Source organism: Acidovorax sp. MR-S7, from assembly GCF_000400995.2.
Classification (GTDB): domain Bacteria; phylum Pseudomonadota; class Gammaproteobacteria; order Burkholderiales; family Burkholderiaceae_C; genus MR-S7.
In genome coordinates, this window is the sequence record NZ_DF238979.1 from 43,080 (window position 1) to 60,435 (window position 17,356).

At 68.0% G+C, this 17,356-nt stretch carries 13 protein-coding genes; 6 read left to right on the top strand and 7 right to left on the bottom strand.

The window, feature by feature from the left end; translation table 11 throughout:
- Positions 1-4: 4 nt before the first annotated feature.
- Positions 5-892, bottom strand: coding sequence for a LysR family transcriptional regulator (locus AVS7_RS19085; RefSeq protein ID WP_020229659.1), 888 nt, complete (start codon positions 890-892; stop codon positions 5-7).
- The gene (locus AVS7_RS19090) at positions 883-1,842 is read right to left on the bottom strand and encodes a class I SAM-dependent methyltransferase (RefSeq protein ID WP_020229660.1); all 960 of its coding nucleotides are present in this window, start codon (positions 1,840-1,842) and stop codon (positions 883-885) included. Before AVS7_RS19090 ends, AVS7_RS19085 begins: the two co-directional genes overlap by 10 nt.
- A gap of 88 nt (positions 1,843-1,930) precedes the next feature.
- Between AVS7_RS19090 and AVS7_RS19095 the strand changes: the two genes are divergently transcribed.
- On the top strand, positions 1,931-2,245 hold the full coding sequence (locus AVS7_RS19095) for a DUF2322 family protein (protein ID WP_020229661.1): 315 nt from the start codon (positions 1,931-1,933) through the stop codon (positions 2,243-2,245).
- A gap of 69 nt (positions 2,246-2,314) precedes the next feature.
- Here AVS7_RS19095 and AVS7_RS19100 read toward each other — a convergent pair whose 3' ends face one another.
- The 5 genes from AVS7_RS19100 to aceE form a co-directional block, all read right to left on the bottom strand.
- On the bottom strand, positions 2,315-3,280 hold the full coding sequence (locus AVS7_RS19100) for a tripartite tricarboxylate transporter substrate binding protein (protein WP_020229662.1): 966 nt from the start codon (positions 3,278-3,280) through the stop codon (positions 2,315-2,317).
- Between the two features lie 116 nt (positions 3,281-3,396).
- On the bottom strand, positions 3,397-3,948 hold the full coding sequence (locus AVS7_RS19105) for a YdeI/OmpD-associated family protein (protein WP_034691235.1): 552 nt from the start codon (positions 3,946-3,948) through the stop codon (positions 3,397-3,399).
- 72 nt (positions 3,949-4,020) lie between these two features.
- Complete coding sequence (gene lpdA / locus AVS7_RS19110) at positions 4,021-5,859, bottom strand: dihydrolipoyl dehydrogenase (RefSeq protein WP_020229664.1); 1,839 nt, start codon at positions 5,857-5,859, stop codon at positions 4,021-4,023.
- Positions 5,860-5,872: 13 nt separating this feature from the next.
- Positions 5,873-7,525 carry a dihydrolipoyllysine-residue acetyltransferase gene (gene aceF, locus AVS7_RS19115; protein WP_020229665.1) on the bottom strand — a complete coding sequence of 551 codons (1,653 nt, stop codon included), beginning with the start codon at positions 7,523-7,525 and terminating at the stop codon, positions 5,873-5,875.
- 13 nt (positions 7,526-7,538) lie between these two features.
- On the bottom strand, positions 7,539-10,244 hold the full coding sequence (gene aceE / locus AVS7_RS19120; protein ID WP_024001882.1) for a pyruvate dehydrogenase (acetyl-transferring), homodimeric type: 2,706 nt from the start codon (positions 10,242-10,244) through the stop codon (positions 7,539-7,541).
- Positions 10,245-10,417: 173 nt separating this feature from the next.
- On the opposite strand from aceE, the gene AVS7_RS19125 reads away from it, so the two are divergent.
- The 5 genes from AVS7_RS19125 to AVS7_RS19145 all read left to right on the top strand — a co-directional run bounded on the left by AVS7_RS19125 (position 10,418) and on the right by AVS7_RS19145 (position 17,356).
- Positions 10,418-12,970 carry a PAS domain S-box protein gene (locus AVS7_RS19125; RefSeq protein ID WP_024001883.1) on the top strand — a complete coding sequence of 851 codons (2,553 nt, stop codon included), beginning with the start codon at positions 10,418-10,420 and terminating at the stop codon, positions 12,968-12,970.
- The gene (locus AVS7_RS19130) at positions 12,967-13,593 is read left to right on the top strand and encodes a response regulator transcription factor (protein WP_020229668.1); all 627 of its coding nucleotides are present in this window, start codon (positions 12,967-12,969) and stop codon (positions 13,591-13,593) included. Before AVS7_RS19125 ends, AVS7_RS19130 begins: the two co-directional genes overlap by 4 nt.
- Before the next feature lie 85 nt (positions 13,594-13,678).
- Positions 13,679-14,530: a bifunctional methylenetetrahydrofolate dehydrogenase/methenyltetrahydrofolate cyclohydrolase FolD gene (gene folD / locus AVS7_RS19135; protein ID WP_020229669.1), complete on the top strand. Its 852-nt coding sequence runs from the start codon at positions 13,679-13,681 to the stop codon at positions 14,528-14,530.
- Positions 14,531-14,561: 31 nt separating this feature from the next.
- On the top strand, positions 14,562-16,592 hold the full coding sequence (locus AVS7_RS19140; protein WP_020229670.1) for a M3 family metallopeptidase: 2,031 nt from the start codon (positions 14,562-14,564) through the stop codon (positions 16,590-16,592).
- 125 nt (positions 16,593-16,717) lie between these two features.
- Entirely contained in the window at positions 16,718-17,356 is a 639-nt protein-coding gene (locus tag AVS7_RS19145) for a glutaredoxin family protein (RefSeq protein ID WP_020229671.1), read from the top strand.

Sequence of the window (17,356 nt, forward strand, 5' to 3'; positions counted from 1 at the left end):
TGCATCACGCCTGCGGGCCGCGCAGGTGCTCCAGCAGCAGCCGCGCCGCGGCGCCGAGCTGGTCGTCCGGGCGCACGCCCAGCAGCAGTTGGCGGCGCGCCCAGGTGTCGTTCAGGTCCACCAGCGCGATGCCCTCCTGCACGTAGCGGCGCACGGCGGCCACCGGCGCCACGCACACGCCCAGGCCGGCGCTCACCATGGCGATCATGGCGTCGTAGGAGGTGACGTGGAAGCGCGGGCTGAAGCCCTGCTCGCCCTGCGCGGCGGCGCGCGCCAGCATGTTGTTGGCGGCAGAGCCGCGGTGCATGGCCACGTGTTCGTACTGCAGCGTGGCGGCGAAGTCCACCGCTCCGCGCCCGGCCAGCGGGTGGCCGCGCGGCACCACCAGCGCCATGCGGTCCTGCCGGTAGGGGTGCACCTGGAGCTGCCGCGCGTCGTCCGACTCGGCGAACACGCCGATGTCGGCCGCGTTGTCCAGCACCATGCGCGTGACCGTGCTGCTGATGCGCTCCTCCAGCTCCACCTTCACGCGCGGATGCAGCGCCAGGAAGCGCGCGATGTCGTGTGCCAGGAACTGGGTGATGGACGACAGGTTGGCCGCCACGCGCACAAGGCCGGTCACGCCGCTGGCGAAGTCGCGCACCTCGGCGGCCAGGTCCTCCGCGCCATGCAGCAGCGTGCGGGCGCCGCGCGCCAGCGTGCGCCCCGCCTCGCTGGGCACCACGCCGCGCGACTGGCGGATCAGCAGCGGCGTGCCGATCAGGCGCTCCAGCTCGGAGATGCGCTTGCTCAGCGCCGAGGTGGCGATGTGCTCGCGCTCGGCCGCGGCGGCGATGGTGCCCTCCTCGACCACGGCCACGAAAAGCTGCAGGGAATAGAGGTTCAGCCGCATGGCGCACTGTCCTGCCGGAAGACCAGCACCTTGAGCGCGCGGCCCGGGTCCACGTCGGCGAAAGCCGGCGGGTTGCCCACCCGCTCCACGAATATCAGGCCCGGCGCCAGTTCGCGCACCTGCTCCCGCAGGAAGTCCACGCCCAGCTCGGGCGCATTCAGGCACAGCAGCGCGTGGCCGCCCGGCGCCAGCAGCGCGGGCAGGCGGCGCACCAGCCGCGCATAGTCCTTGGTGGCGACGAAGCTGCCCTTCTGGTAGCTGGGCGGGTCGGCGATCACCAGGTCGTACGGCCCGCCGCGCGTGATCTTGCCCCACGAGCTGAACACGTCGTGCGCCAGGAAGCTGGCGCGCGCGCCCAGCCCGTTGAGCTGGTGGTTCTGCTGGCCCGTGCCCAGCGCGCCCCGGGCCATGTCCACGTTCACCACCTGCGCAGCCCCGCCCTGCAGCGCCGCGACCGAGAAGGCGCAGGTGTAGGCGAACAGGTTGAGCACCCTGGCGCCGGGCCGGGCGGCCATGTGGCCGCGCACCCAGCGCCGCCCCTCGGCCATGTCGAGGAACAGGCCGTGGTTCTGCCCGCGCAGCACGTGCACGCGAAAGCGCGCGCCCTGCTCCGTCACCCTGTGCGGATCGGGCACGCTGCCGGCCATCAGCCGCGTCATCGGCAAGTTAGGGCTGCGGCCCTCGATGCGCAGGGCCTCGCCGCGGTGCTGGAACACCCAGGAGAGAGGCTCGCCCGGCGCCAGCTGCGCCCAGCGCGCGTGCAGCGCATCGCCGACGGCGGCCAGTTGCCCCTCGTCCACGGGGGCGAAGCTCGTCAGCACGAAAACCGGCGGATAGGCATCCAGCGTCCACTGCTCGCAGCCCGCGTGCAGCCCGCCGCGGCCGTGGAAGATGCGGCAGGCGTCCTCGGGCAGAGGCATGGCGGCGATGGCGTCGAGCAGGGCTTGCATGGTGGGGCGCTTATTCTGCCAGCGCGGGCAGCTATCTTTTTTGAGGTAGGGTATGGGGCTTTCGCCTCTTCACCCAAGGAACCCTCCCATGGCATTCGCCGACAACCTGCGCCAGCTGCCCTCCATCGCCCACCTGTCCGCGCTCGAACTGCTGGACGACGCGGGCCAGGTGGTGGCCACCATCCCCAACCAGCCGGGCAAGACCGGCTCGCTCACCGTCTACGCCGCCCTGGCAGCCAAGCACGGCGGCATCACCCCCGATGCGGCGTGCGAAGGCCTAGAGCTGTTCGCAGAGCACACCGAGGACGCACGCCAGCACCCCGGCAACCACCCCAACATCGACCGGCTGCTGGAGGTGATCGCCAGCGGCAAGGGCTACGCGGTGCGGACCGTCGCGGCTTGACGGTTTCAAGCCAAATCGCCCCGCAGCGCTTATTCACGAAGCGCAGGCAGCTATCTAATAGATAGCAAATCAGTCCACCGTTGCGCCGGACTGTTTCACCGCCTTGCCCCATTCCATGATCTCGCTGGCGACGAACTGGTCCATCTCCTGCGGCGTGGTGGGCGTGGGCTCGGAGCCGCGGTCACGGATGAACTTCTGCATCTCCGCGCTGCGCAGGATGTCCACCGTCTCGCGGTTCAGCGTGTCCACGATCACTTGCGGCGTGCCCTTGGGCGCCATCAGGCCCAGCCAGCCCACCGCCTCGAAACCCTTGAACTCGGGCAGGCCCGATTCGTCGATGGTAGGCACGTCGGGCAGCTTGGACGAGCGCGTGCGCGAGGTCACGCCCAGCGCCACGGCCTTGCCGGACTGGATGTTGGCCAAGCCCGCCGTGACGGAGTCCACCATCAGCGGCACCTGCCCGCCCAGGAAGTCGGCCTGCGCCGGGCCGCTGCCCTTGTAGGGGATGTGCTCGATCTCGATCTTCGCGCGGGCCTTGACCATCTCGGCGCTCAGGTGCTGCGTGCCGCCGATGCCGGCGCTGGCGTAGCTCAGCTTGCCGGGCTCGGCGCGCGCCTTGTTCACCAGGTCCTGCATGGACTTCATGCCGCTGCCCGGGTGCGCCAGGAACACCAGTGGCACCTTGGCGATGAGCGTGATGCCCTGCAGGTCCTTGCGCGGGTCGAAGTTCACCTTGCGGTAGAGCGTCTGGTTCACCGCCATGGCGCTGCCGGCCACCAGCAGCGTGTAGCCGTCGGGCTTGGCGCGCACCACCTGCTCGGAGCCGATGTTGCTGCCCGCGCCCGCCTTGTTGTCCACCACGACGGCCTGGCCCAGCCGCGTGCCGAGCCGCTCGGCCAGCGCGCGGGCGAAGATGTCCGTGGCCTGCCCGGGCGGGAACGGCACGACGAGGGTGATGGGCCGCTCGGGCCATGCCGCCAGCGCGGCGCCCGAGAGCGTGCATGCGGCCAGGGCCAGGCCGATCTTCTTGAACATGGGGGTCTCCTTGCTTGCGCCCGTGCAACGGGCACCGGGTTTATTGAAAGAAATGGCTTCCAGCGCTTATCCTTCAAGCGCTGGCAGCTATTAATTCTATAGCCACCATGCGGCACCTAATCCACCGCCTGCGGAGCGCTCAGGCTCTTGCTGTAGAAGCCCGAGGGGTCGAAGCAGCAGACCCGCTTCTTTCCCGAGGCCAGCATGTCGCACGCATCCGCAATGCGGCTCTTGCGCGTCTTGGCCTGCTTCGCGGACTCGATCCAGTGGATCCAGTCGATCCGGGCCAGCGTTGTGGTCGCGTCCCACACCACGCTGGCCTGCGGCGAGCCGGCCAGAGCCTGCCGGAAATCGGGCGGCAGTTCCGGCTCCGGCTCCCTGGCCACGGCGGATATCTCCAGCTCGACCATGTCGCCCGCCGCCGCACCGCAAGCCGCCAGCAGCGATGGGCTCACCTTCAGCCAGTGGCTGCGCTGGCCGTCCGGTTCTAGGGTGGCCTGGAAAGGGTGGCCGCCGAGTGTGCCTTCCACGGTCGTTCTCCCACGCCTGGGCAGCTTCTCGCTCGCGGACCTGGGCAGGACCACGAACGCCCATGCATCCCCCTTGGCCAACTTGGCCGGGCGAAGCAGCTTTGCCTTGAAGCATGATCTCGTCGTTTCCTGGTTCATGGCGGCGTCCCGGACAAAAAAGCCGCGCAGCCCTTGCGGAGCATGCGCGGCCCACTGCGGCGTCTGCAGCAGTTACTTGCGTTGCGGCGGCACGTCCGTGCAGGAGCCGTGCGCGATCTCGGCGGCCATGCCGATGCTCTCGCCGAGTGTGGGGTGCGGGTGGATGGTCTTGCCGATGTCCACCGCGTCCACGCCCATCTCGATGGCCAGGGCCACTTCGCCGATCATGTCGCCCGCATGCGTACCCACGATGCCGCCGCCGAGGATCTTGCCGTGGCCATGGGCCTCGGGGGAATCGTCGAACAGCAGCTTGGTGTAGCCCTCGTCGCGGCCGTTGGCGATGGCGCGGCCGGAAGCCGTCCAGGGGAACAGGCCCTTCTTGACCTTGATGCCCTGGGCCTTGGCCTGGTCTTCGGTCAGACCCACCCAGGCGACTTCGGGGTCGGTGTAGGCGACGCTCGGGATCACGCGGGCGTTGAACGCGGCGGATGCCAGCGCCTTGTCGCCCTTGAGTTCCCCGGCGATGACTTCCGCCGCCACGTGCGCCTCGTGCACCGCCTTGTGCGCCAGCATGGGCTGGCCCACGATGTCGCCGATGGCGAAGATGTGCGGCACGTTGGTGCGCATCTGGATGTCGACGTCGATGAAGCCGCGGTCGGTGACGGCCACTCCCGCCTTTTCCGCGCCGATCTTCTTGCCGTTGGGCGTGCGGCCCACGGCCTGCAGCACGAGGTCGTACACCTGCGGCTCGGGGGCGGTGCCGCCCTCTTCCGCCGGGGCGAAGCTGACCTTGATGCCCTCGGGCGTGGCCTCGGCGCCCACGGTCTTGGTCTTCAACATGATGTTGTCGAAGCGGTGGGCGTTCATCTTCTGCCAGACCTTCACCAAGTCGCGGTCGGCGCCCTGCATCAGGCCGTCCATCATTTCCACCACGTCCAGGCGCGCGCCCAGCGTGGAATAGACGGTGCCCATTTCCAGGCCGATGATGCCGCCGCCGAGGATCAGCATGCGCTTGGGCACGCCCGCCAGCGCCAGGGCGCCGGTGGAATCGACCACGCGCGGGTCGTCGGGCATGAACGGCAGGCGTACGGCCTGCGAACCCGCCGCGATGATGGCGCGCTGGAAGGCGATGACCTTCTTGCTCCCGGTCTTTTCCTGGCCGACTGCACCCGTGGTTTCCTCCACTTCGAGGTGGTTGGCGCCGACGAAGCTGCCCACGCCGCGCACGGTGGTCACCTTGCGCATCTTGGCCATCGCGGCCAGGCCGCCGGTCAGCTTGCCGATGACCTTTTCCTTGTGGCCGCGCAGGGTGTCCACGTTGACCTGGGGCGCGCCGAAGCTGATGCCCGCCTTGTCGAGGTGGGCCACTTCGTCGATGACGGCCGCCACGTGCAGCAGCGCCTTGGACGGGATGCAGCCGACGTTGAGGCACACGCCGCCCAGGGTGGCGTAGCGCTCGACGATGACGACCTTCAGGCCCAGGTCGGCCGCGCGGAAGGCGGCGGAGTAGCCGCCGGGGCCGCCGCCCAGGACGAGCACGTCGCATTCCAGATCGGCCGTGCCGCCGAAGCTGCTTGCTACAGGTGCAGGAGCTGCCGGCGCTTGCGCTGCGGGCGCTGGAGCCGGTTTGGGCTCCGAAGGCGCGGATGCGGGCGCAGGTGCCGGCGCGGCGCCTGCGGCTTCCAGCGTCAGCACCACCGTGCCTTCGCTGACCTTGTCGCCGAGCTTCACTTTGAGTTCCTTCACCACGCCCGCGTGGCTGGAAGGAATCTCCATGGAGGCCTTGTCGGACTCCACGGTGATCAGGCTCTGCTCGGCCCTGATGGTGTCGCCGGCCTTTACCAGCACTTCGATCACGCCGACTTCGTCGAAGTCGCCGATGTCGGGCACCTTGATGTCGATCACTGCCATGTCAGTCGTCCTTTCACAGCAGCACACGGCGGAAGTCGCCGAGGATCTGGCCCAGATAGGCGTTGAAGCGCGCGGCGGCGGCGCCGTCGATCACGCGGTGGTCCCAGGTGAGCGAGAGCGGCAGCATCAGGCGCGGCTGGAAGGCCTTGCCGTCCCACTTGGGTTCGGTCTGGCTCCTGCAGACGCCGAGGATGGCGACTTCGGGCGCGTTGATGATGGGCGTGAAGTAGCGCCCGCCGATGCCGCCCAGGCTGGAGATCGTGAAGGTGGCGCCGCTCATGTCAGCCGGGCCAAGCTTGCCGTCGCGCGCCTTCTTGGCGAGTTCGCCCATTTCCTGGCTGATCTGCAGCACGCCCTTCTTGTCGGCGTCCTTGATGACGGGCACGACGAGGCCGTTGGGCGTGTCGGCCGCGAAGCCGATGTGGTAGTACTGCTTGTAGACCAGCGCGTCGCCGTCGAGCGAGCTGTTGAACTCGGGGAATTTCTTCAACGCGGCGACGCTGGCCTTGATGAGGAAGGCGAGCATGGTGACCTTCACGCCGCTCTTCTCGTTCTCCTTGTTGGTGGAGACGCGGAAGGCTTCGAGGTCGGTGATGTCGGCATCGTCGTGGTTGGTGACGGCCGGGATCATGATGGCGTTGCGCGTCAGGTTCGCGCCGCTGATCTTCTTGATACGCGACAGCTCCTTGCGCTCGATGGGGCCGAACTTGGCGAAGTCCACCTTGGGCCAGGGCAGCAGGTCGAGGCCGACGCCGGAGCCGCCGCCTGCAGGAGCCTTGGCCGCCTGGGCCTTGGTCTGCACGGCGCCCGCCATCACCTGCTTGGTGAACGCGGCCACGTCTTCCTGCGTAATGCGCCCCTTGGGGCCGGAGCCCTTGACTTCTTCCAGCGGCACGCCGAGCTCGCGGGCGAACTTGCGCACCGAGGGCGATGCGTGCGGCAGGCCCGGCGCGGGCGTGCCGGGCTGGTGCGCGGGCACGGCAGCCGTGGCGGCCGCAGGTGCGGCGGCGGCAGCGGCGGGTGCGGGCGATGAAGATGCGGGCGCCGGCGCAGCGGCCGCAGGTGCGGGTGCGGCGGCAGGCGCACTGCCCGCCGCGCCTTCCAGCACGGCCACGAGATCGCCGATGTTGATCTTGTCGCCGATCTTGATCTTCAGCTCCTTCACCACGCCTGCGGCGGGCGACGGGATTTCCATCGATGCCTTGTCGGATTCGACGGTGAACAGCGACTGTTCCTCCTTCACCGTGTCGCCCACTTTGACGAGCAGCTCGATGACGGCCACGTCCTTGAAGTCGCCGATGTCGGGCACGCGCACCTCGAGCGGGCCGGCCGCAGCGGCAGGCGCGGCGGCGGGCGCTTCTGCTTTAGGAGCTGCCGGCGCTTGTGCAGCGGGCGCTGGAGCCTGTTCGGGCTCCTGGGCGCCGGCGTCGGCCGTTTCCAGCACGGCGATCACCGTGCCTTCGCTGACCTTCGCTCCCAGCGCGACTTTCAACTCCTTGATGACGCCTGCGTGGCTGGAGGGGATCTCCATCGAGGCCTTGTCGGACTCCACGGTGATGAGGGACTGTTCGGCCTTCACGGTATCGCCCGCCTTGACCAGCAGTTCGATCACGCCGACCTCGTCGAAGTCGCCGATGTCCGGAACCTTGATATCTACCAATGCCATTGTTGTCTCCGGTTCAAGCGTAGAGCGGGTTGGTCTTCTCGGTATTGATGCCGTACTTCTGGATCGCCTCGGCCACCTTGGCGGCGGGCACCTTGCCTTCCTCGGCCAGGGCCTTGAGCGCGGCCACGACGATGTAGTGGCGGTTGATCTCGAAGTGCTCGCGCAGCTTGCTGCGGAAATCGCTGCGGCCGAACCCGTCGGTGCCCAGCACCTTGTAGGTGCGGCCGGCCGGGATGAACGGACGGATCTGCTCCGCGTAGTTCTTCATGTAGTCGGTGGAGGCGATCACCGGGCCCGTGGTCTTGCCCAGCTGCTCGGCCACGAAGGAGGTGCGCGGCGCATCGGCCGGGTGCAGCAGGTTCCAGCGCTCCACGGCCTGGCCGTCGCGGGCCAGCTCGTTGAAGCTCGGGCAGCTCCAGATGCCGGCGGCCACGCCCCAGTCTTTCTCCAGCAGCTCTTGCGCAGCGAACGACTCGCGCAGGATGGTGCCGCTGCCCAGCAATTGCACCGTGGGTGCGTCGGCGGCCAGGGCGGGCGCCTGCTTGCACAGGTACATGCCCTTGATGATCTGCTCCTCCGTGCCGGGCTGCAGGCCGGGCATGGCGTAGTTCTCGTTGAGCAGGGTGATGTAGTAGAAGACGTTTTCCTGGCGCTCGACCATGCGCTTGAGGCCGTCGTGCATGATCACCGCGACTTCGTGCGCGAAGGTCGGGTCGTAGCTCACGCAGTTGGGGATGGTGCCCGCCAGGATGTGGCTGTGGCCGTCCTCGTGCTGCAGGCCTTCGCCGTTGAGCGTGGTGCGCCCCGACGTGCCGCCCAGCAGGAAGCCGCGCGCCTGCATGTCGCCGGCTGCCCAGGCCAGGTCGCCGATGCGCTGGAAGCCGAACATCGAGTAGTACACGTAGAACGGGATCATGATCCGGTTGTTCGTGCTGTAGCTCGTCGCGGCGGCGATCCAGCTGGCCATGCCGCCGGCTTCGTTGATGCCTTCCTGCAGGATCTGGCCGGCCTTGTCTTCCTTGTAGTACATCACCTGGTCGCGGTCGACCGGGGTGTAGAGCTGGCCCTTGGGGTTGTAGATGCCGATCTGGCGGAACAGGCCTTCCATGCCGAAGGTGCGCGCCTCGTCGACGAGGATGGGCACCACGCGCGGGCCGATGGCCTGGTCACGCAGCAGCTGCGTGATGAAGCGCACGTAGGCCTGGGTGGTCGAGATCTCGCGGCCCTCGGCCGTGGGTTCGAGGATGGCCTTGAAGGTCTCGAGCGAGGGCACGGTGAAGCTCTCTTCGGCCTTCGCGCGGCGGCTGGGCAGGTAGCCGCCCAGGGCCTTGCGGCGCTCGTGCAGGTACTTCATCTCCGGCGTGTCGTCGGCCGGCTTGTAGTACGGCAGGCTGGGCAGCTCGCTGTCGGGAATCGGGATGTTGAAGCGGTCGCGGATGTACTTGATGTCCTCGTCGCTGAGCTTCTTGGTCTGGTGCACCGTGTTCTTGCCTTCGCCGGCCTTGCCCATGCCGTAGCCCTTGACGGTCTTGACCAGCAGCACCGTGGGCTGGCCCTTGTGCTCGTTGGCGGCGTGGAAGGCGGCGTAGACCTTGGCGGGCTCGTGGCCGCCGCGGCGCAGCTCGAACACCTCTTCGTCGGTCATGTGCTCGACGAGCTTGAGCGTCTCGGGGTACTTGCCGAAGAAGTTCTTGCGCACGAAGGCGCCGTCGTTGGCCTTCATGGCCTGGTAGTCGCCGTCGAGCGTCTCCATCATCAGTTGCTTGAGCTTGCCGCTCTTGTCGCGCGCCAGCAATGCGTCCCAGCCGTTGCCCCACAGCAGCTTGATGACGTTCCAGCCGCTGCCGCGGAACTCGCCCTCGAGCTCCTGCACGATCTTGCCGTTGCCGCGCACCGGGCCGTCCAGGCGCTGCAGGTTGCAGTTGATGACGAAGACCAGGTTGTCCAGGTTCTCGCGCGCCGCCAGGCCGATGGCGCCCAGGGACTCGGGTTCGTCCATCTCGCCGTCGCCGCAGAACACCCAGACCTTGCGGTTCTCGGTGTTGGCGATGCCGCGCGCATGCAGGTACTTGAGGAAGCGTGCCTGGTAGATGGCCATCAGCGGGCCCAGGCCCATGGAGACAGTGGGGAACTGCCAGAACTCGGGCATCAACTTGGGGTGCGGGTAGCTGGACAGGCCCTTGCCGTCCACTTCCTGGCGGAAGTTGTCGAGCTGCTCCTCGGTCAGGCGCCCTTCGAGGAAGGCGCGGGCATAGATGCCGGGGGCGCTGTGGCCCTGGATGTAGAGCAGGTCACCGCCGTGGTTCTCGCTCTCGGCATGCCAGAAATGGTTGAAACCGGCACCGAACATGCTGGCCACCGAGGCGAAGGAGCCGATGTGGCCGCCCAGGTCGCCGCCGTCGGCGGGGTTCAGGCGGTTGGCGCGCACCACCATGGCCATGGCGTTCCAGCGCATGTAGGCGCGCAGGCGCTTCTCGATGGCGATGTTGCCGGGGCAGCGCACTTCCTGGTCCGGCTCGATGGTGTTCACGTAGCCCGTGTTGGCCGAGAACGGCATGTCGATGCTGTTCTGGCGTGCATGTTCGAGCAGTTGCTCCAGCAGGAAGTGCGCGCGCTCGGGCCCTTCCTTGTCGATCACGGCCGATAGTGCTTCCATCCACTCTCGGGTTTCCAGTTGATCGGTGTCTTTCGTGGTCGAGCCTTGGGTCGGATCGGACATGCCAATGTCTCCTTGTGTATCGATGGCGTAAACGGGGTTATGCCCGCAAGTTTCTCACAATTTTCCAAGATTTCAAATAGTGCTTTTGATTTTCATATTGAGAAAATTTGTTGCAATCGCACAATATTTCTCCAGATGAAATAGCGTCAACGCCCTCCCTTAAACTCCACTCCATGGACTCCCACCCGCCATCTGCCGAGCAGCCCGAATCCGCCGTGCCCACCCCGGCCCGCTGGTGGCGTACTTGGTGGCGCAGCCTCTCTCCTCACCGGCAGGACCGCTTTGCCGCCCTGGCACCCCTGGCGGCCGTTCTCATGTTCCTTGCAGCCATCATCGCTGCGTTCTGGTATTTACGCGCAGAAGAGGTGGAGCGCGAGAAAGAGGCCCTCAAGCGCGACGTAGAATACGCCCAGCAGCGCGTGCGGCTACGCCTGCTGGAACGGCAGGAGCAAATCATGCGCATCGCGCGCGACCTGTCGAACCAGGACCTGGAGCGCGCCGATTTCGTGGCGCGCGCCGAGGGCCTGATCAGCCAGTACCCCGAGTTGCAGGCCATCACCTGGATCGACGAGCGCGGCCGCATCCGTGCCAGCCACGCGGCGCCCACGGTTACCAGTGGCCAGTTGCGCGTGGCCGGCGAGGTGCTCAAGGCCGGAGAAACGGCCGACACCTTCGGGCTGGCGCGCGATCTGCAGCAGCCGGTCTACGCACAGCCCACAGGCAGCAGCGGCGAGGCCGCCCCGCTGCTGCAGCTGCAGGTGCCGCTGTCGTACCAGGGCAAGTTCGGCGGCGTGGTGCTCAGCGAATACTCCATCGACAGCCTGCTGCGCTACGGCACGCCCACCGAGGTGCTGGCGCGCTACGCCGTCACCCTGCTCGACGGCAACGACCACGTGCTGGCCGGCACGCCGCTGGCCCCGCGCCCCGGCGCCCGCCTGCCCTGGACGGCCAAGGCCAACGGCTACGAGGTGCCCGTGTCCCCCGTCGGCAACGGCCTGGTGCTGCGCGCGCAGGCCTACCGCACCTCGCTGGGCGTGGTGGGCAGCGGACTGTTCTGGCTCGTGGGCACGCTCAGCGTGATGACCGCCTGGCTGCTGATCGCCACCTGGCGCCACACGCGCCGGCGCATGCAGGCCCAGCAGGCCCTGGTGGCCGAGACCAACTTCCGCCGGGCGATGGAGAACTCCATGCTTACCGGCATGCGCGCGCTCGACATGGAGGGCCGCATCACCTACGTGAACGCGGCCTTCTGCCAGATGACGGGCTGGACCGAGGCCGAACTGGTCGGCCAGACGCCCCCCTTCAGCTACTGGCCCGAGGGCGAATACGAAACCCTGCACGCCCGGCTGCGCGACGAGCTTTCGGGCAGGGCCATGATCGGCGGCTTCCAGATGCGCGTGAAGCGCCGCAACGGCACACTGTTCGACGCGCGCCTCTACGTCTCGCCGCTGGTCGATGCGCGTGGCCAGCAGGCGGGCTGGATGACGTCGATGACCGACATCACCGAGCCCAACCGCGTGCGCGAGCAGCTCACCGCCTCGCACGAGCGCTTCACCATCGTGCTGGAGGCGCTGGACGCCTCGGTCTCCGTGGCGCCGCTGGGCAGCGAGGAGCTGCTGTTCGCCAACCGCCTGTACCGCCAGTGGTTCGGCTCCCAGACCAACGGCCACCTGCAGCTTGTGGCCCAGGCCGGCGTGCTGCCCGCACCACGCGACAGCGGCGTGGAGGACGAGGACGGGCTCATGGGCCTGCCCACCGACACGCTGACCAGCGCTCGCTCGGAGAACGCCGAGATCTACCTGCCCGACCTGGGCAAATGGCTGGAAGTGCGCTCGCGCTACCTCAACTGGGTGGACGGGCGCCTCGCGCAGATGGTGATCGCCACCGACATCACGCCGCGCCGCCTGGCCGAGGAGCAGGCCGCGCGCCAGGCCGAGCGCGCGCAGTCCGTCAGCCGCCTCATCACCATGGGCGAGATGGCCTCCAGCGTGGCGCACGAGCTCAACCAGCCGCTCACCGCCATCAGCAACTACTGCAGCGGCATGGTCTCGCGCATCGAAAGCGGCCAGATCACGCAGGATGCCCTGCTTTCGGCCCTCTCCAAGACCGCCCACCAGGCCCAGCGCGCGGGGCAGATCATCCAGCGCATCCGCGCCTTCGTGAAGCGCAGCGAGCCCAATCGCCAGCTCGCCGACGTGGCCGGCATGGTGGCCGAGGCCGTTGAGCTGGCCGACATCGAGCTGCGCCGCCACAACGTGCGCCTGACCCACTACGTCGCCGCGCGGCTGCCCAAGGTGATGGCCGACACCATCCTCATCGAGCAGGTGCTGGTCAACCTCATGAAGAACGGCGCCGAATCCATCGCCCATGCGCACCGTCCGCCCGCGCACCGCAGCGTGGAGCTGCGCGTGGTGCCACGCCAGGTGGACGGCCGCGACGTGATCGAATTCACCGTGCAGGACACCGGCAAGGGCCTCGCACCCGAAGTGCTGGCCCACCTGTTCGAGGCCTTCTTCTCCACCAAGAGCGAAGGCATGGGCATGGGCCTGAACCTGTGCCGCAGCATCGTCGAGTCGCACCAGGGCAGGATGCATGCGGAGAACCTCTACAATGGAACGGAAGTGACCGGCTGCCGCTTCACCTTCTGGCTTCCGCTGGCCGATGCTGCGGATGCCACTATGAATACCGTAGCAACATCTACCTCCACGCCAAGGACTACTGCATGAGCTTGCTTCCGAAAAAAGGCACCGTCTACGTCGTCGATGACGACGAAGCCGTCCGCGACTCCCTCCAGTGGCTGCTGGAAGGCAAGGACTACCGGGTACGCTGCTTTGATTCGGCCGAATCCTTCCTCGCACGCTACGACCCCCGCGAAGTCGCCTGCCTGATCGTGGACATCCGCATGGGCGGCATGACCGGTCTCGAACTGCAGGACCGCCTGGTGGAGCGCAAGTCGCCCCTGCCCATCGTCTTCATCACCGGCCACGGCGACGTGCCCATGGCCGTCAACACCATGAAGAAGGGCGCGCTGGACTTCATCCAGAAGCCCTTCAACGAGGAAGAGCTGCTCGGCCTCGTCGAGCGCATGCTGGACCACGCGCGCGAATCCTTCGCCGACCACCAGCAGGCCGCCAGCCGCGACGCGCTGCTGTCCAAGCTCACCGGCCGAGAGGCACAGGTGCTCGAGCGCATCGTCGCCGGCCGCCTGAACAAGCAGATCGCCGACGATCTGGGCATCAGCATCAAGACGGTGGAGGCACACCGCGCCAACATCATGGAAAAGCTCAACGCCAACACCGTGGCGGACCTGCTCAAGATCGCCCTGGGACAAAGCGCGGCCAAGGCCTGAAACGCTCTCCTTTCCATAGCTGCCTGCGCATGCTCCACAAGCGCCAGGCAGCTTTTTCATTTGTAATTCGGACGCTTCCACCACCATGACAGCCCAACTGATCGACGGCAACGCCCTTTCGCGCCAACTGCGCGCCGACGTCGCAACGCGCACCGCCGCGCTGAAAAACCGCGGCATCACGCCCGGCCTGGCCGTGGTGCTGGTGGGCGACAACCCGGCCAGCCAGGTCTATGTGCGCAATAAGGTCAAGGCCTGCGAGGACGTAGGCTTCCACTCGGTGCTGGAAAAGTACGAGGCCACGATGACCGAGGCCGAGCTGCTCGCGCGCGTCGAGGCGCTGAACGACGACCCGGCCATCCACGGCATCCTGGTGCAGCTGCCGCTGCCCGCGCACATCGACGACCACAAGGTCATCGAAGCCATCTCGCCCCTGAAGGACGTGGACGGCTTCCACGTCGCCAGCGCCGGCGCGCTGATGGTGGGCGAAGTCGGCTTCAAGGCCTGCACGCCCTACGGCTGCATGAAGATGCTCGAATCCATCGGCATGAAGGACCTGCGCGGCAAGCACGCCGTGGTCATCGGCCGCAGCAACATCGTGGGCAAGCCGATGGCGATGATGCTGCTGGCCGCCAACGCCACGGTCACCGTGTGCCACAGCGGCACGGCCGACCTGGCCGCGATGACGCGGCAGGCCGACGTGGTGGTCGCCGCCGTGGGCAAGCGCAACGTGCTGACGGCCGGCATGGTCAAGCCCGGCGCCGTGGTCATCGACGTGGGCATGAACCGCAACGACGAGGGCAAGCTCTGCGGCGACGTCGATTTCGACGGCGTGAAGGAAGTCGCCGGCTACATCACCCCCGTGCCCGGCGGCGTCGGCCCCATGACCATCACCATGCTGCTGGTCAACACCCTCGAAGCCGCCGAACGCCTTGCTTGAACCCTTGGGCCCCGACGCTATCTATACCCGCATGAGCAATCCCCTCCTCGACTTCTCGGGCCCGATCCCGTTCGACCGCATCACCCCCGCCGACGTGGCCCCGGCCATGGACGCACTGCTGCGCCGTGCCGACACCGCGCTGGAAACCGTCACCGCGCCCGGCTTCCCAGCCGAGTGGAACGCGATCGCCCGCGTGCTCGACGTGGCCACGGAAGAACTGGGCCGCTCCTTCAGCGCCGTGAGCCACCTCAACAGCGTGGCCGACACACCCGAGCTGCGCGCCGCCTACAACGAGGCCCTGCCCCGCGTCACCGAGTTCTGGACGCGCCTGGGCGCCGACGAGCGCCTCTACGCCAAGTACAAGGCCATCGACCCCGCCACGCTGGGCGCCGAGCAGCGCCAGGCCCACACCAACGCCATGCGCAACTTCGTGCTCTCGGGCGCCGAGCTGCAGGGCGCGGCCAAGGAGCGCTTCGCCGCCATCCAGGAACGCCTGGCCGAGCTGCAGCAGAAGTTCAGCGAGAACACGCTCGACGCCACCGACGCCTTCGCCTACTACGCCAGCGCCGATGAGCTGGAAGGCGTGCCCACCGATGTGGTGCAGGCCGCGCGCGCCTCAGCGCAAGCCGAGGGCAGGGACGGCCACAAGCTCACGCTCAAGATGCCCTGCTACCTGCCCGTGATGCAGTTCGCCCGCAGCAGCGCCCTGCGCGAGCGCCTCTACCGCGCCTACGTCACGCGCGCCTCCGACCAGGCCGAGGGGGAAGGAAAGCGCTTCGACAACACCGCCGTCATGGCCGAGATCCTGGCCCTGCGCAAGGAAGAAGCCGCCCTGCTGGGCTACGCCAATTTCGGCGAGGTCTCCGTCGTGCCCAAGATGGCCCAGTCGCCCGCGCAGGTGGTCGGCTTCCTGCGCGACCTGGCCGCCCGCGCCCGCCCCTATGCCGAGAAGGACGTGGCCGACCTGCGCGCCTTCGCCGCCGAACACCTGGGCCTGGCCGACCCGCAGCCCTGGGATTGGCCCTATGTCTCCGAAAAGCTCAAGGAAGCGCGCTACGCCTTCAGCGAGCAGGAGGTCAAGCAGTACTTCACCGCGCCCAAGGTGCTCGCGGGCCTGTTCAAGATCGTCGAGACGCTGTTCGAAGTGGCCATCCGCCGCGACGAAGCGCCCGTGTGGCACCCCGCCGTGGAGTTCTACCGCATCGAGCGCGGCGGGCAACTGGTGGGCCAGTTCTACCTCGACCAGCCCGCCCGCCAGGGCAAGCGCGGCGGCGCCTGGATGGACGACGCGCGCGCGCGCTGGCTTCGCCCCGACACCGGGGCGCTGCAGACGCCCGTGGCGCACCTGGTCTGCAACTTCGCGAGCGGCGTGGAGGGCAAGCCGCCGCTGCTCACGCACGACGACGTCATCACCCTGTTCCACGAATTCGGCCACGGCCTGCACCACATGCTCACGCAGGTGAACGAGCGCGACGTCTCCGGCATCAGCGGCGTGGAGTGGGATGCGGTGGAGCTGCCCAGCCAGTTCATGGAGAACTTCTGCTGGGAGTGGGACGTGCTCAAGCACATGACCGCCCACGTGGACACCGGCGCGCCGCTGCCGCGCGCGCTCTACGACAAGATGATCGCGGCCAAGAACTTCCAGGCCGGCATGGGCACGCTGCGGCAGATCGAGTTCTCGCTGTTCGACATGCTGCTGCACACCGAGCACGATCCTTCCAAGGACCTGCAGCCCCTGCTCGACCAGGTGCGCAGCGAAGTCGCGGTGCTCCAGCCGCCCGCCTTCAGCCGCACGGCGCACACCTTCAGCCACATCTTCGCGGGCGGCTACGCGGCCGGCTACTACAGCTACAAGTGGGCCGAGGTGCTGAGCGCCGATGCCTACGCCGCCTTCGAGGAAACTGCCGGGGCCGACGGCCAGCCCAGCCTGGAAACGGGCCGCCGCTACCGCCAGGCCATCCTGGAAGCCGGCGGCAGCCGCCCGGCGATGGAATCCTTCAAGGCCTTCCGCGGCCGCGAGCCCAGCCTGGACGCACTGCTGCGCCACCAGGGCATGGCATGAAGAAAAAGTGAGCTGCTTGCGCTTTCCAGCCAAGGGGTTCCGCCGCTTTTCAGTGCCAATCCTTTGACAGAAAAGCGCAAGCAGCTATGATTTTTGAAATCACCCGCGAGAACAGGAGCGCCCGCATGACCCCCTTCCGCTTTGCCGCCGCCGTGGGCTGCGCCGCTCTGGCCCTCGGCGCCGCACACGCCCAGCAGGTGTACCGGATCGTGGGGCCCGACGGCAAGGTGACGTTCTCCGACCGCGCGCCCGATGCCAGCGCATCCGCCACCCCGCTCGGCGGCGGCCCACGCGCCGCCGGCGCGGGCGACGCGCTGCCCTATGCGCTGCGCCAGGTGGCCTCGCGCTTTCCCGTCACGCTCTACACCGGCAGCGACTGCGCGCCCTGCGCCAGCGCGCGCACCCTGCTGGTCCAGCGCGGCGTGCCCTTCACCGAGAAGACGGTCAACACCAACGAGGACATCGAAGCGCTGCAGCGCCTGAGCGGCAGTGCCAGCCTGCCGTTCGGCACCATCGGCGGCCAGCAGCTCAAGGGCTTCTCCGACCTGGAGTGGACGCAGTACCTCGACGCGGCCGGCTACCCCGCCAAGTCGCAACTGCCACCCAGCTACCGCCGCCCCGCCGCCACGCCATTGGTGGCCGCCGTGCCGCCAGCCGCCGCGCCAGCGCAGACACCTGCGTCCGCCCCGCGCCGCGCGCCGGTGCCGGCGCCAGCGGCCCCAAGCGGCCCGGCGCCGTCCAACCCGGCCGGCATCGTCTTCTGA

Coding starts and splice junctions, on each gene's coding strand:
- AVS7_RS19085 (WP_020229659.1), bottom strand. CDS start 892: ATGCGGCTGAACCTCTATTCCCTGCAGCTTTTCGTGGCCGTGGTCGAG.
- AVS7_RS19090 (WP_020229660.1), bottom strand. CDS start 1,842: ATGCAAGCCCTGCTCGACGCCATCGCCGCCATGCCTCTGCCCGAGGAC.
- AVS7_RS19095 (WP_020229661.1), top strand. CDS start 1,931: ATGGCATTCGCCGACAACCTGCGCCAGCTGCCCTCCATCGCCCACCTG.
- AVS7_RS19100 (WP_020229662.1), bottom strand. CDS start 3,280: ATGTTCAAGAAGATCGGCCTGGCCCTGGCCGCATGCACGCTCTCGGGC.
- AVS7_RS19105 (WP_034691235.1), bottom strand. CDS start 3,948: ATGAACCAGGAAACGACGAGATCATGCTTCAAGGCAAAGCTGCTTCGC.
- lpdA (WP_020229664.1), bottom strand. CDS start 5,859: ATGGCAGTGATCGACATCAAGGTGCCCGACATCGGCGACTTCGACGAA.
- aceF (WP_020229665.1), bottom strand. CDS start 7,525: ATGGCATTGGTAGATATCAAGGTTCCGGACATCGGCGACTTCGACGAG.
- aceE (WP_024001882.1), bottom strand. CDS start 10,244: ATGTCCGATCCGACCCAAGGCTCGACCACGAAAGACACCGATCAACTG.
- AVS7_RS19125 (WP_024001883.1), top strand. CDS start 10,418: ATGGACTCCCACCCGCCATCTGCCGAGCAGCCCGAATCCGCCGTGCCC.
- AVS7_RS19130 (WP_020229668.1), top strand. CDS start 12,967: ATGAGCTTGCTTCCGAAAAAAGGCACCGTCTACGTCGTCGATGACGAC.
- folD (WP_020229669.1), top strand. CDS start 13,679: ATGACAGCCCAACTGATCGACGGCAACGCCCTTTCGCGCCAACTGCGC.
- AVS7_RS19140 (WP_020229670.1), top strand. CDS start 14,562: ATGAGCAATCCCCTCCTCGACTTCTCGGGCCCGATCCCGTTCGACCGC.
- AVS7_RS19145 (WP_020229671.1), top strand. CDS start 16,718: ATGACCCCCTTCCGCTTTGCCGCCGCCGTGGGCTGCGCCGCTCTGGCC.